This window comes from Kutzneria sp. NPDC052558, assembly GCF_044547355.1.
In the GTDB taxonomy this organism is placed as follows: domain Bacteria; phylum Actinomycetota; class Actinomycetes; order Mycobacteriales; family Pseudonocardiaceae; genus Kutzneria.
Genome location: NZ_JBIUAG010000015.1, coordinates 82,695 through 96,383, shown reverse-complemented (window position 1 = coordinate 96,383; position 13,689 = coordinate 82,695). Strand labels below are relative to the sequence as shown.

13 protein-coding genes and 1 riboswitch are annotated in these 13,689 nt (G+C 70.8%); of the genes, 6 read left to right on the top strand and 7 right to left on the bottom strand.

Annotated elements, in window-relative coordinates; genetic code table 11:
* Position 1: 1 nt before the first annotated feature.
* From ACIG5F_RS26435 to ACIG5F_RS26425, 3 genes are all read right to left on the bottom strand, one after another.
* Positions 2-376, bottom strand: a complete 375-nt coding sequence (locus ACIG5F_RS26435; protein ID WP_396521840.1) for a hypothetical protein — start codon at positions 374-376, stop codon at positions 2-4.
* 127 nt (positions 377-503) lie between these two features.
* A complete protein-coding gene (locus ACIG5F_RS26430; protein ID WP_396521838.1) occupies positions 504-950 on the bottom strand; it encodes a GNAT family N-acetyltransferase in 447 nt (148 codons plus the stop codon).
* 13 nt (positions 951-963) lie between these two features.
* Positions 964-1,764, bottom strand: a complete 801-nt coding sequence (locus tag ACIG5F_RS26425) for a S1 family peptidase (protein ID WP_396521837.1) — start codon at positions 1,762-1,764, stop codon at positions 964-966.
* A gap of 204 nt (positions 1,765-1,968) precedes the next feature.
* Here ACIG5F_RS26425 and ACIG5F_RS26420 point away from each other — a divergent pair, with 204 nt between their 5' ends.
* Positions 1,969-2,583, top strand: coding sequence for a LysE family translocator (locus ACIG5F_RS26420; protein ID WP_396521835.1), 615 nt, complete (start codon positions 1,969-1,971; stop codon positions 2,581-2,583).
* Here ACIG5F_RS26420 and ACIG5F_RS26415 read toward each other — a convergent pair.
* Together ACIG5F_RS26415 and ACIG5F_RS26410 are read right to left on the bottom strand one after the other, a co-directional pair.
* Entirely contained in the window at positions 2,580-3,329 is a 750-nt protein-coding gene (locus ACIG5F_RS26415) for a S1 family peptidase (RefSeq protein WP_396521833.1), read from the bottom strand. The genes ACIG5F_RS26420 and ACIG5F_RS26415 overlap by 4 nt on opposite strands.
* Complete coding sequence (locus ACIG5F_RS26410; RefSeq protein ID WP_396521831.1) at positions 3,326-4,084, bottom strand: S1 family peptidase; 759 nt, start codon at positions 4,082-4,084, stop codon at positions 3,326-3,328. The genes ACIG5F_RS26415 and ACIG5F_RS26410 overlap by 4 nt, the downstream gene beginning before the upstream one ends.
* Positions 4,085-4,232: 148 nt before the next feature.
* On the opposite strand from ACIG5F_RS26410, the gene ACIG5F_RS26405 reads away from it, so the two are divergent.
* Genes ACIG5F_RS26405 through ACIG5F_RS26385 form a run of 5 tightly spaced genes read left to right on the top strand, consistent with a single transcriptional unit; the run spans position 4,233 to position 9,315 of the window.
* On the top strand, positions 4,233-4,940 hold the full coding sequence (locus tag ACIG5F_RS26405) for a TetR/AcrR family transcriptional regulator (RefSeq protein WP_396521830.1): 708 nt from the start codon (positions 4,233-4,235) through the stop codon (positions 4,938-4,940).
* Between the two features lie 25 nt (positions 4,941-4,965).
* Positions 4,966-6,153: a cytochrome P450 gene (locus ACIG5F_RS26400; protein ID WP_396521828.1), complete on the top strand. Its 1,188-nt coding sequence runs from the start codon at positions 4,966-4,968 to the stop codon at positions 6,151-6,153.
* 25 nt (positions 6,154-6,178) lie between these two features.
* On the top strand, positions 6,179-7,159 hold the full coding sequence (locus ACIG5F_RS26395) for an alpha/beta hydrolase (protein ID WP_396521826.1): 981 nt from the start codon (positions 6,179-6,181) through the stop codon (positions 7,157-7,159).
* Positions 7,160-7,164: 5 nt separating this feature from the next.
* Positions 7,165-8,238 carry a histidinol-phosphate transaminase gene (gene hisC / locus ACIG5F_RS26390; RefSeq protein WP_396521824.1) on the top strand — a complete coding sequence of 358 codons (1,074 nt, stop codon included), beginning with the start codon at positions 7,165-7,167 and terminating at the stop codon, positions 8,236-8,238.
* 18 nt (positions 8,239-8,256) lie between these two features.
* Positions 8,257-9,315, top strand: coding sequence for a glycoside hydrolase family 76 protein (locus ACIG5F_RS26385; protein WP_396521822.1), 1,059 nt, complete (start codon positions 8,257-8,259; stop codon positions 9,313-9,315).
* A 40-nt stretch (positions 9,316-9,355) separates the two neighbouring features.
* Here the strand turns inward: ACIG5F_RS26385 and ACIG5F_RS26380 are convergent, their stop codons facing one another.
* Positions 9,356-9,640 carry a hypothetical protein gene (locus ACIG5F_RS26380; RefSeq protein ID WP_396521820.1) on the bottom strand — a complete coding sequence of 95 codons (285 nt, stop codon included), beginning with the start codon at positions 9,638-9,640 and terminating at the stop codon, positions 9,356-9,358.
* A gap of 180 nt (positions 9,641-9,820) precedes the next feature.
* On the bottom strand, positions 9,821-13,474 hold the full coding sequence (gene cobN, locus ACIG5F_RS26375; protein ID WP_396521818.1) for a cobaltochelatase subunit CobN: 3,654 nt from the start codon (positions 13,472-13,474) through the stop codon (positions 9,821-9,823).
* Positions 13,439-13,583: riboswitch (cobalamin riboswitch) on the bottom strand. Its footprint overlaps the gene before it by 36 nt.
* Between the last annotated feature and the right edge of the window lie 106 nt (positions 13,584-13,689).

Sequence of the window (13,689 nt, the reverse complement as noted above, 5' to 3'; positions counted from 1 at the left end):
CTCAGGTCGACAGGCAGAGCTCCGCGTAGTCGCCGACGAAGCTCGCGCACCACTTGGCCCCGGCCGCGTGGTCGCCCTTCCAGGCGACGGTGTACTCGCCCGGGCTGACCCTGACCAGACCGCTGAAGTTGTCCGGCCCCCACACCGAGAACTCCGCGCCGTCCGGGTCCAGAGCGTCGGTGCCGCGCATGCCGACCTCGACGACGTCACAGCTGAGCAATGCTCGCTTCACGCTCAACGTGAAGTAGGCGTTGGACGCGGAGTCGGGACGGCAGCCGATCGCGGCCTGCGCCGGGCCGGCGGCGGGCATGGCCGCCGTGAGCATGGCCGCGCCGACGGCGATGACCGCAGCCATCGCCAGAGATCTGCTGGACATCGATCCTCCCTGAACTCGACTGAACGCTCCACAGTGGCCTTTCGGCAATGCCACATGTGGAAAAAACGCTAGTGGGGTTGGGAGCGGGCGGGTATCACACGGCCGGTCGGACTCGTCCGGGTGACGGTCAGCCGGGGCGGCGCATGGTGATGTGGGGGATGCCGTCCTCGAGGAACTCCTCGCCCTGCTCGACGTAGCCGAAGCGGGCGTAGAAGCTCTTCACGGTGACCTGGGCGTCCAGGACGCTCGGGGTGTCGCCGATGTCGGCGATGACGGCGGCCATGAGGCGGGCGGAGAGGCCGTTGCCGCGGGCGTCGGCGGCGGTGCAGACGCGGCCGACGCGGAGCTCGCCGGAGGGGTCGGCGAGCAGGCGGAGGGTGGACAGCACCCGGCCGGCGTCGTCGGCGAGCCAGAAGTGCCGGGTGTCGGGCTCCAGGTCACGGCCGTCGAGCTCGGGGTACGGGCACTTCTGCTCGACGACGAAGACATCGGTCCGCAGCCGCAGCAGGTCGTACAGCTGGGTCGGGGTGAGGTCGGCGGCCCAGGAGCGGTGCAGGGTGGCATGGAGCGTCATGCCACCCGTGGTATCACGCCCCGAGATGGGCCGACACCTCGTCGCGGTAGTTGACCAGGCGGGTGTAGACGCCGGGCTTGCCGGCCCGGGCGCAGCCGTCGCCCCAGGACACGACGCCGACCAGCCGCCCCTCGACGACCAGCGGACCGCCGGAGTCGCCGGCGCAGGCGTCGCGGCCGCCCTGCGGGTAGCCGGCGCACACCATGCTGTCGGCGTCGAAGTCGGACTCCTCGGTGGCGCAGGTCCGGTCGGCCACCATGGGCACCTGCACCGACTTCAGCGTCGGCGACGGCCCGGCGTACTCGCCGACACGGCCCCAGCCGAGCACGGTCGCGACCACACCGGGCTGGTAGGCCGAGGTGTCGCCGGCGGCGACCAGCGGCAGCGTCCGGTAGGGCGCGGACCGGGTCAGCGTCAGCACGGCGACGTCGTGCCCGGTGCCCACGTCACGGAAGCTCGGGTCGGCCCACACCGAGGCGATCCGCAGCTGGAGGCCGTCCCGGGTGCGCAGGTCGGTGCGGCCGGCCACGACCCGCAGCGAGGACGGGGACTTGGTGGTCATGCCGCCGGTGGCCAGGGCCTGGGTCACGCAGTGCGCGGCGGTGACGACCTTGGTCGGGGCGACCAGCGTGCCGCCGCAGAAGAACGAGCCGCCGTCGGTGGTCAGCGCGACGACCCACGGCGTGGTGGTCGTGCTGGCGTCGTCGCCGCCGACGATCCGGGGCGAGGCGTCGCCGGCGTACGCGGTGGCGGACGACGTGAACAGCAGCAGCGAGGCGAGGACGGCGGCCGACCGCCGGACGGACAAGGGCACGGCGAGCACTCCTACAGGGAGGGGGAGGCCACAGACCGTAGCCGATCGGCAACGACCGGTGGGACGCGATCGAGATCACTCACCCAAAGGTGTTAATGCCGGAGATCTTCCCGTTAAGATTCCATAAGTACGAAGAATCTTCTGTCAGCGCTGCTGACGACGGGCGTTTGTTCAGCCACGCCCCGCTTGGACCGGAGTTTTGCCGTGACGTTCGACACCAGCACCCTGCCCGCCTTCCTGCTCGCCTGCCTCGTTGTGGTCATCACGCCGGGCATGGACGCGTTCCTGCTGCTCAGGACGTCCTTGCGAGGCGGGACGAGGGCCGGCCTGTGGGCGCTGGCCGGCGTGCACACGGCCAGCGCGGTGCAGATCGGCCTGGTCGTCTCCGGCCTGGGCGTGGTGCTCGCCGGTTACCCCGCGTTGCTGCACGTGCTGCGCTGGCTCGGGGCCGCCTACCTGGCCTTCCTCGCCGTGCAGATCGTCATCGGGCTGCTGCGGCCGCGCCCGGCCGAGTCGGACGAACCGGTCGCCGTGGCCCATCCCTTCCGGCAGGGCTTCCTGTCCAACCTGATGAACCCGAAGATGCTGCTGTTCTCCCTGGCGTTCCTGCCGCAATTCATCGGATCGGGTGACGCCGTGCTCCAGCTCGGGGTGCTCGGCGCGCTGTTCCTGGTGTTGGCCGCGTGCTGGGAAGGCACGATCGTGCTCGCCGCCGGCCGCATGTCCCGCCGGCTCCAGCGGCGCGGCGTGACCACCGCCCTCGACGCCGTCTCGGCGGCCGCGTTCCTGACCATCTCGGTCGGGCTGGTCCTGGCCTAACCGAGCTCGGCGGTGATCGCCGCGGAGTAGGCGGCGACCCGGGCGTACACGCCGGGATGGCCCTGCTCGGCGCAGCCGTGGCCCCACGAGGTGACGCCGGCCAGCCGGCCGGCCACCACCAGCGGGCCGCCGGAGTCGCCCTGGCAGGTGTCGACCCCGCCCTGCGGATAGCCGGCGCACACCATCTCCGACCGTCGGAACTCCGGGTAGGCCTGGCCGCACACGGCGTCGGCGACCAGCGGCAGCGAGGCCTGCATGAGGTAGCGGGAGTAGTCGCCCTCGGCGCTGGTGTCGCCCCAGCCCAGCACGGTCGCGGAGGCGCCGGCGGCGTAGAGATCGTGGTCGGCCGGTGTGGCCAGCGGGAGAGTGCCGTAGGAGAGCCCGTCGGCCAGGGTCAGCACGGCGATGTCGGAGCCGCCGGTGGACGAGCGGTAGTCGGGGTCGAGCCAGATCGCGGCGACCTTGGCGGTCACACCGCCCCGGCCGTCCTTGTCGTCCCGGCCGGCCACGACCCGGATGCCGGAAGGCCACCAACCGGCGGCGCAGTGCGCGGCGGTGACGACCTTCGTGGCCCGGACCAGCGTGCCGCCGCAGAACTGGAGGCCGGCCGCGTCGGTCAGGAACACCACATAGGGATGGTCGGCGGTGCTGGCCCGCGTGCCGCCGACGACCGAAGCGCCCGCCCCCAGGACGGGGACGAGCGCCACGGCCAGCACCGACGCCAGGATCCGGCGGAAGCCGGTCACCCTTCCAGCTCGGGCTCGATGTCGTCGTAGTACGACGCCACGCGGGTGTAGACGCCGTAGTACCCGGCGCGGGCGCAGCCCTCGCCGAACGACGTGATCCCGACCAGCTCGCCGCTCATCTCCAGCGGGCCGCCGGAATCACCCTGACAGCTGTCGACGCCGCCCTGCGGATAGCCCGCGCACACCATCGCCGTGGCGCGGTACTCCGAGTACGACTTCGCGCAGTCGGCGTCCGAGGCCAGTGGCACCGACGCCTTCATCAGGTACTGCGACACCTGGCCGGATTCCGAGGTCCGACCCCAGCCGAGCACCGTGGCCACGGCGTTGGGCTGGTACAGCGACCCGTCCCTGGCCAGCGGCAGCGGCGGCACGTTCACCGAGCGGCTCAACGTGATCACCGCGTAGTCCGAGCCCCCGGTGGGATCGCCCCTGTAGTTGGGCGAGGTCCACACGGAGGTGGCCGTGACGGACCGGCCGGCGGTGGTCTGCTTGTCCTCCCGGCCGATCACCACCCGCAGGTTGTCCGCCCGCTGGTCGGCCATGCAGTGCGCCGCGGTGAGCACCTTGGTGGCCGCGACCACGGTGCCGCCGCAGAACTGGAACCCGGTCGCGTCGGTCAGATAGACGGTCCACGGGTACTCCACGATGCTGGCCCGTTCGCCGCCGACGATGCGGGGGGAGGCGACCGCCGGAACGGCGGCGGCGAGGGCGACTAAGACGGCGGCCACCACGGCACTCGACCTGGAGATTCGCATGCCTACAACGGAAGCGGTCGGCCCGGGCGGGAACAAGGAAAACAACTCGGCGGGGTGTCACACGAAAGGCGTTGACGGCCGGGGCGGCCGGGTCTACTTTGACTCGTGACCGGATAAGAAATCTGGTCACGAGTCAAAGGGGGCGGGCATGCCCGGACCGGACGTCGAGCGCGGCGAGCGGATCCTGGACGCCGCCGCCGAGCTGGTCCTGCGCCTGGGCTACAAGCGCGTGACCATCGAGGACGTGGCCAAGCAGGCCGGCATCGGCAAGGGCACCGTCTACCTGCACTTCCGCACCCGCACCGAGCTGTTCCTGAGCGTCCTGGTGCGGGAGTCGGCGGCCATGACCGCCGAGATGCTGGCGGCGCTGGAGCGGGATCCGCTGACGATGCTGCCGGCCGAGCAGGCGCAGATGGTCTACGTGGGGGTGCTGAAGCGGCCGCTGCTGCGGGCGATGTTCGTCCGCGACGTCGAGCTGCTGGGGGACCTGGCCACCGACCCGGCCATCACACCGCTGCGGCGGGTCAAGACCGACCTGTTCGGCGACATGTTCCAGCTCCTGCGGGAGCACGGGCTGGTCCGCACCGACGTGCCGCTGGAGAGCCAGCGCCTGCTGCTGTCCGCCGTGCAGACCGGGTTCTACCTGGCCCGGCCGATGCTGGGGCAGTTCACCGACCCGCACGACGACGAGGCCACCGCCGCGCTGCTGGCCCACACCGTCCGGACGGCCCTGCACGCCCCGGGCCCGCCCGACCGGGCCGTGATCGAGGCGCTCAAGCCCAAGATGCTCGCCCTGTTGCGGGACTTCCACCACGCGCTCGGGGCCACCGTTCACGGCGGTTCGACACAGAACTGACCACAACATCAGCTAGGGGGATTTCATGACCACCACGGCGAAGCCCACCCTCCAGGACTTCCTCGACTTCATCGAGGGCTTCCGCAAGCAGGGGCAGGTCGTCTTCTCGGAGAAGCAGGGCACCTGGCTGGTGCTGGGCCACCCCGAGGTCATCGAGGTGCTGTCGCAGCCGCAGGTATTCAGCTCGGACCTGTCCGAGCTGGTCAAGGTCGAGGAGGAGCTGGCCCTGTTCCAGAAGGGCAACTTCATCCAGATGGACGACCCGCGGCACCGGCAGCTGCGCGGCATGGTCAGCCAGGCCTTCACGCCCAAGTTCGTGGCCAACATGGAGCCGGCCATCCACGACCTGACCGTGCAGCTGCTCGACGCCGCCGGCCCCGAGTTCGACCTGGTCGACGCGCTGGCCTACCCGCTGCCGGTGATCGTCATCGCCAACCTGCTCGGCATCCCGACCTCGGACCAGCCGATCTTCCGGCGCTGGGCCGACACCCTGCTGGACCGGGACATCCCGCAGGACAAGCCGCTGGACGAGGTCCGGGCCGAGGCGCTGGCCTCGGTGGCGCCGGTGATGAAGGAGATGAACGAGTACTTCAGCGACTTCATCAAGGACCGCCGACGCAACCCCGGCGACGACCTGACCAGCAAGCTCACCCTGGTCGAGGACGAGGGCAAGCGGCTGGACGACACCGAGATCATCGGCTTCGTCGGCCTGCTGCTGCTGGCCGGCCACATCACCACCACCGCCACCCTGGGCAACAGCATCCTGACCTTCCACGAGAACCAGGACGCCGTCGCCGAGGTCCGCCGCGACCTGTCGCTGCTGCCGGCGGCGATCGAGGAGGTGCTGCGGCTGCGCACGCCGTTCCCGCGGGTCGCCCGCGTCACCAAGCAGGAGACCCAGCTCGGCGGCGTCACCATCCCGGCCAACCAGTTCGTGCTGCCGTTCCTGACCGCGGCCAACCGGGACGAGCGGGTGTTCGCCAACCCGGACAAGTTCGACCTGCACCGCGACCCCAACCACCACGCCACGTTCGGCAAGGGCGTGCACTTCTGCCTGGGCGCGCCGCTGGCCCGGCTGGAGGCCCGGATCGCGCTGAAGATCATGCTGGAGCGCTACTCCGACATCCAGGTGGACGAGGAGAAGGTCGAGGAGCGCAACCCGTTCAACATGGTGGCCGTGACCAAGCTGCCGCTCGTCGTTCGGCCGGTCTGACCAGCTCGTCGGCGATACTGGCGGCGTGGAACGAGACGTGCTCGGTGAGGGCTACGAGGTTGTGACGCTGCCGCTCGGCGCTCTGCCGGCCGGTGCGGGACCGGGTGGCGACAACGTCGCCCACCTGGTCCGGCACCGAGCCGACAAGGCGGTGAACGGGGCCGTGCTCTACGTGCACGGCTTCACCGACTACTTCTTCCAGAAGCACGTGGCCGAGCACTTCGCGGCGCTGGGCTACGACTTCTACGCCGTCGACCTGCGGGCCTACGGCCGGTCGCTGCAACCGGGACAGCTGCCCAACTTCGTCACCGACCTCGGCTACCACTTCGAGGAGATGGACGCGGCCGCCCGGGTCATCCGCGACGAGCACGGCCACCGCCGGCTGACCGTGATGGGCCACTCCACCGGCGGCCTGATCGCCATCATGTGGGCCCACGAGCGGCGCGACGACAACGTGCTCGACGCGCTGGTGCTCAACAGCCCGTGGGTCGACCTGGCCGAGAACTGGTTCCTGCGCACCGTCGGGACCTGGGCGGTGGACCTGCTGGGCCGGGTCAGCCCGACCGCCGTGGTGCAGAAGGGGCTGGAGAGCCCGTACGGCCTGAGCCTGCACCGGGACAACAACGGCGAGTGGGAGTTCAACACCGACTGGAAGCCCACCGCCGGCTTCCCGGTGCGGGCCGGCTGGCTGCGCACGATCCGGCGCAACCAGGCCCGGCTGCACCGGGGGCTGGACGTGCGGGTGCCGGTGCTGCTGCTGCGGTCGTCGCACAGCCTGCTCAAGACCAAGGACTGGAGCCCGGAGGCGATGCGGGCGGACACGGTGCTCGACGTCGCGCACATGGCCAAGTGGGCGTCCAAGATCGGGCCGCAGGTCACGGTGGTGGCGATCGAGGGCGGCATGCACGACCTGTTCCTGTCCACGCCGGCGGTGCGGGAGCGCGCGCTCGCCGATATCGACAGCTGGTTGGCGGGTCTGCACCAGCGGGACCGAATCGTAGAGTGATGGCCATGAGCACCGGACCCAAGCTGCGTGTCGCGCTGGAGGACATCCCCACGTACAAGCCGGGCAAGCCGGCCGTCGGCGCGGACGGGGCGCCGGCGTTCAAGCTCTCCTCGAACGAGAATCCGCACCAGCCGCTGCCCAGCGTGCTGGCGGCGATGGAGCGGGCGCTCGGCGACTTCAACCGGTACCCGGACATGGGCTGCTCGCAGCTCATCCCGGCCATCGCGGCCCGGCTGGGCGTGCCCGAGTCGCACGTGGCCACCGGCACCGGCGGCGTGGGCGTGATCCAGCAGGTTTTGCAGGCCGCCTGCGACGACGGCGACGAGGTGGTCTACCCGTGGCGGTCGTTCGAGGCGTACCCGATCATCACGCAGATGGTCGGCGCCCGCTCGGTGCAGGTGCCGCTGACCGCGGACGAGCGGCACGACCTGGACGCCATGGCGGCCGCGATCACCGACCGGACCCGGCTGGTGATCCTGTGCAACCCGAACAACCCGACCGGCACCGCGCTGCGCCGGCCCGAGCTGGAGGCGTTCCTGGACCGGGTGCCCGGCGACGTGGTGGTGCTGCTCGACGAGGCCTACCGGGAGTTCGTGCGGGACGCCGAGGTGCCCGACGGCCTGGGGATCTACCGGGACCGGCCCAACGTGGTGGTGCTGCGCACCTTCTCCAAGGCCTACGGCCTGGCCGGGCTGCGGGTCGGCTACGCCGTCGCGCACGAGCCGGTGGCCACGGCGCTGCGCAAGGTGGCCGTGCCGTTCGGCGTCAGCCAGCTCGCGCAGGAGGCGGCGCTCGCCTCGCTGGCCGCCGAGGCCGAGCTGTTCGAACGGGTGGAGCACATCACCAAGGAGCGCGGGCGGGTGCTGGACGCGCTGCGCGACCAGGGCTGGCCGGTGCCGCCATCGGAGGGCAACTTCGTGTGGCTGCGGCTGGGCGAGCGGACCACCGAGTTCGCCGACCGGGCGCAGGCCGCGGGCGTGATGGTGCGGCCGTTCCCGGGCGAGGGCGTGCGGATCTCGGTCGGCGAGCCGGAGGGCAACGACCTGTTCCTCGGAGTCGCCGAAGCCTTCCGATCTTGATCTGTCACGCTGGTCCCCATGCTCGCTCGTCTCGGTGCGCTGATCGGCGCGTTCCTGCTGGCGCTGCCGGCCGCCGCCCAGGCGGCGCCGGTGGCTCCCGCCCCCGCCGTCAAGTGGATCACTGAGGCGTCCGCGACACTGGACCACTGGTACAACCCGGACGACGGCCGGTACAACACCACGAACTGGTGGAACTCGGCCAACGCGCTGCGGGCCCAGCTGGTGGCCTCGGCCTTGCTGGGCAACGACATCGGGCCCGAGCGCGCCGCCAACACCTACAACCAGAACATCGGCAGCTGGTTCCGCAACGACTACTACGACGACGAGGGCTGGTGGGGCCTGACCTGGGTGCAGGCCTACGACCAGACCGGCGAGCAGAAGTACCTGGTGCTGGCCGAGTCCCTGTTCACCGACATGGCGCACGGCTGGGACCTGCGCTGCGGCGGCGGCATCTGGTGGTCCAAGGACCGTAATTACAAGAATGCGATTCCCAACGAGCTGTTCCTGTCGCTGGCCGCCGCGCTGTCGCTGCGCACCACCGGGCCGGCCGCGGCCAACTACAAGCAGTGGGCGCTGCTGGAGTGGGACTGGTTCAGCCACACCGGGATGATCAACGCTCAGGGTCTGGTCAACGACGGGCTGACCGAGGACTGCGAGAACAACGGCCGCACCACGTGGACCTACAACCAGGGCGTGGTGCTGGGCGGGCTGGCCGACCTGTACCGGCTGACCGGGGACCGGAGTCTGCTGACCGCCGCCGGCTCGCTGGCCGACGCGGCGATGACCAAGCTTTCGGATGCGAACGGCGTGCTGCACGAGCCGTGCGAGGCGTTGCACTGCGACGTGGACCAGACCCAGTTCAAGGGCATCTTCGTGCGCAACCTGGTGGCGCTCAACGAAGTCGCGCCGTCGAGCAGCTACACCGCCTTCGCCGTGCGCAACGCGTTGGCCGTGTGGAAGTCACGCAGTCGCGGCAACCAGCTCGGCCTGTTCTGGAGTGGACCGTTCGACGCGGCCGACGCCAGCCGGCAGAGCTCGGCCCTGGACTGCCTCAACGCGGCCATGCAGTTGAGTTGATCCGCCAGTCAATTCTGGCTCTACTGAACTGATTTCCGCGTCAGTTCACGATGGGCTGGGTCAGCGTGTCGATGTGGTCGGGCGGCGGCAGCTCGGCGCTGCGCTGCGCCGGAACCGGTGTCGACTCGGCCCGGTTGATCACCACCACGTTGGCCATCGGGTCGGTCTCCTCGTTCAGCATCGGGGAGAGCGAGCGGGCCACCGCCTTGAGCCGGCGAAGCCGGCGCGCCACCAGGAAACCGATGAACCGAGGCGAGGTCAGCCACCAGCCCAGCAGGAGGCCGGCCGCGGCGATCACGGCCAGCACCACCAACTCGACCCGCACGGCGCACCCCCTTCCCCAGCGACGGACGACTCGGAGCGCTATCTGGTACGGCGTCCGGCGTCCGCGGGTTCACCGCCACCTCCCGGCGGCGGCGAACCCGCGTCGGCGTCTCCTGTCATTAAAGGACCTTCGGACCCGAAATGCCCGCGAAGTCACCGGTCTGGGGTCAAACGGCGCCGGTTATTCCTCCAACTGGCCTTCCAGTTCCAGATAGACCGTGCGCAGTTGGTCGAGAACGGTCTCGTCCGGCTGCGCCCACAGTCCCCGATCGGCTGCTTCCAACAGGCGCTCCGTCACGCCGCGCAGCGCCCACGGGTTCGACTTGCGCATGAAGTCCTGGACTTCCTTGTCAAAAACGTACGATTCTGCAAGTTGCGCGTACATCCAGTCGTCCACGACTCCGGCGGTCGCGTCGAATCCGAACAGGTAGTCCACAGTGGCCGCCAACTCGAAGGCGCCCTTGTAACCATGTCGACGCATGGCCGATATCCAACGGGGGTTGACAACGCGGGCTCGGAACACCCGCTTGGTCTCCTCGCCGAGCGTGCGGGTGCGCACCGCGTGCGGCACCGCCGAGTCGCCCACGTAGGCCGCCGGGTTGTCGCCGGTGAGCGAGCGCACCATCGCGACCATGCCGCCGTGGTACTGGAAATAGTCGTCCGAGTCGGCGATGTCGTGCTCGCGGGTGTCCACGTTCTTGGCCGCCACCTGGATCCGGCGGTAGGCCGTCTCCATGTCGTCGCGGGCCTGCGCGCCGTCCAGGCCGCGGCCGTAGGCGTAGCCGCCCCAGGTGGCGTAGACCTCGGCCAGGTCGGCGTCGTCGCGCCAGTTCCGGGAGTCGATCAGCGGCAGCAGGCCGGCGCCGTACGCGCCCGGCTTGGAGCCGAAGATCCGGGTGGTCGCCCGGCGCTGGTCGCCGTGTTCGGCCAGGTCCCGGCGGAAGTGGGCGGCCACGTAGTTGTCCTCGTCGGACTCGTCCAGCCGGGCCACCGCGGCGATCGCGTCGTCCAGCACCGCGACCACGTGCGGGAAGGCGTCCCGGAAGAAGCCGGAAATCCTGACCACCACGTCGATCCGGGGACGCCCCAGTTCCGGAACGGGAACGATCTCGAAGCCGGTGACCCGGCGGGACGCGTCGTCCCACACCGGCCGGGTTCCCAGCAGCCACAGCAGTTCCGCGATGTCGTCGCCCTGGGTCCGCATCGCCGAGGTGCCCCACACCGTCAGGCCCACGCTGCGCGGCCACTCGCCGGTGTCCTCGTGATGCCGGGCCAGCAGGGAGTCGGCCAGCGCCGAGCCCACGTCGAAGGCGTTGCGGGACGGAATCGCCTTGGGGTCCACGGAATAGAAGTTGCGGCCGGTGGGCAGCACCGACACCAGGCCCCGGGTCGGCGAACCGGACGGCCCCGGCTCGATGAACCGGCCGTCCAGCGCCCGCAGCACGTTGCGGATCTCGTCGGTGGTCCGGGCCAGCCGCGGCGCCACCTCGTCCCGGGCGAAGCCGAGCACCTGCTCCACGCTCTCGACCCGTTGCCCCAGCACGGTTTCCACGATCCCGTCGGTGGCCCAGCCGTTGTCGTGCACGCCCGTCACCAGCCGGCGGGCCAGCTCCTCCAGCAGGTCCACCACGTCCGCGCCGGTCTGGGCTGGACCCTCGACCAGTTCGGACAGTCGGCCGGCATCGACGCGGGCGCCGGGGTCGGCCAGCAGCGCCTCCTCGTCCAGTCCGAAGTGGACGGCCAGCGCCGCCCGCAGTCCGGTGATCGCGCCGACCTTGCCGCCGAACACCTGGCGGGCCCGCAGCACCGCCAGCACGTCGTTGACCAGCTCCTCGCCCTCCGGGGCGCGGCCGAGGACATGCAGGCCGTCCCGGATCTGCACGTCCTTGATCTCGCACAGGTAGCCGTCGATGTGCATGACGAAGTCGTCGAAGTCGTCCTCGCCGGGGACCTCGGCCTGGTGCAGGTCGTGGTGCAGCTTGGCGCTGGTGACCAGTTCCCAGATCTGGCCGCGCACGGTGGCGAGCTTGGACGGGTCCAGGGCCTGCACGGTGGCGTACTCGTCGAGCAGCTGCTCCAGCTTGGCCATGTCGCCGTAGGTGTCGGCGCGGGCCATCGGCGGGATCATGTGGTCGACCACCGTGGCGTGCGCGCGGCGCTTGGCCTGCGTGCCCTCGCCCGGATCGTTGACGATGAACGGGTAGATCATCGGCAGGCTACCGAGCACCGCGTCCGGCGCGCAGTCGTCGGCCAGGCCCAATCCCTTGCCCGGCAACCACTCCAGCGTGCCGTGCTTGCCAAGGTGCAGCACCGCGTGCGCGCCGAACTCGTGCTCCAGCCAGCGGTAGGCGGCCAGGTACTGGTGCGAGGGCGGCAGGTTCGGGTCGTGGTAGATGGCCACCGGGTTCTCGCCGAAGCCGCGCGGCGGCTGGATCATCAGCATCACGTTGCCGAAGCGCAGCGAGGCCACGTAGATCTCGTCGTCGGTCACGTAGAGCTGGCCGGGGGCCGCGCCCCAGTGCTCGGCGACACCGTCCTTGAAGGACTGTGGCAGCGCGTCGAACCAGGTCCGGTAGGTGGCGGCCGGGACCTTGATGGCCGCGCCGGACATCTGCTCCTCGGTCAGCCAGTCCACGTCGTGCCCGCCGGCGGCGATCAGCCGGTGGATCAGCGTGTCGCCGTCCAGTGTGGACACATCGAGGCCGCCGAGGTCGTAGCCCTGCTCGGCCATGCGCCGCAGCAGGATCACCGCCGAGGCCGGCGTGTCCAGGCCGACCGCGTTGCCGACCCGGGCGTGCTTCGTCGGGTACGACGACAGCACGATCGCGACCTTCTTGTCCTTGTTCTCCAGGTGCCGCAGCCGCGCCAGCCCCACCGCCGTGCCGGCCACGCGGGCGGCCCGCTCCGCGTCGGCCACGTACACCGGGATGCCGTCCGGGCCGTTCTCCTTGAAGGAGAAGGGAACCCCGATCAGCCGGCCGTCGAACTCCGGGATCGCAACCTGCATCGCCGCGTCCATCGGCGTCAGCGCCGCGTCCGAGTCCCGCCAGGTCGCCCGGGACGACGTGAGGCAGAGTCCTTGTAGGACCGGGATGTCCAGCTGCGCCAACGCCCCCGCGTCCCAGGCGTCTTCATCGCCGCCCGCGCTGGCGTCCGCCGCCACCGCCCCGCCGGCCGCCAGCACCGTCGCCACCACCGCGTCGCAGCGGCCCAACGTCTCCAGCAGGCCATCCGACTCGTCGCCGGCCAGGCCGCGCAGGGAGCCGCAGAACACCGGCAGCACGTTGGCCCCCGCCGCCTCCACCGCGTCGGCCAGTGTGTCCACGAACGCCGTGTTCCCGGCCAGCGCGTGCGCCCGGTAGAACACGATGCCCACCGTCGGCTTGCCCTCCTGGCGCCGCCGCTTCCCGTGCACGCCGAACACCGGGGTCCGCGCCGGCGGCTCGAAGCCCTCGCCGGTCAGCAACACCGTGTCCGACAGGAAGTTGGCCAGCTGGCCCAGGTTGGCCGGGCCGCCCTCCACCAGGTAGGCAAGCGCTTGCGTGGCCACCCCCGCCGGCACCGTCGAGGCCGCCATCAGCTCCGCGTCCGGCGTCGCCTCCCCGCCCAGGCACACCACCGGCTTGCCGCCGGCCAGGACCGCGTCCAGGCCCTCCTCCCAGGCCCGCTTGCCGCCCAGCAGCCGCACCACCACCAGGTCCGCCTCGGCAAGCAGCCCCGGCAGCTCCTCGACCTCCAGCCGGGCCGGGTTGCCGACCGTGTAGTCGGCCCCGCTGGCCCTCGCCGCCAACAGGTCCGTGTCTGCCGTCGAAAGCAGCAGGACGCGCGAAGTCATCAGCCGTACCCTCCTCGGGGTCCCGCGCCCCGGGTAGAGACATCACGGCCGGTGGTGGAGTGTCTGGCTTTCACAGTGGCGCGACCGCCCCGGACTCCCACCGGGTTCCTCGCTCCCACCGCCGTCTGGTCCGACCCAGCCTAGCCACCCCCCGCCCCCACCCAGCCCCAGCGAGAGCATCTTCGCGCTTGGAAGGGGGCTTTCCTTCACTCGGA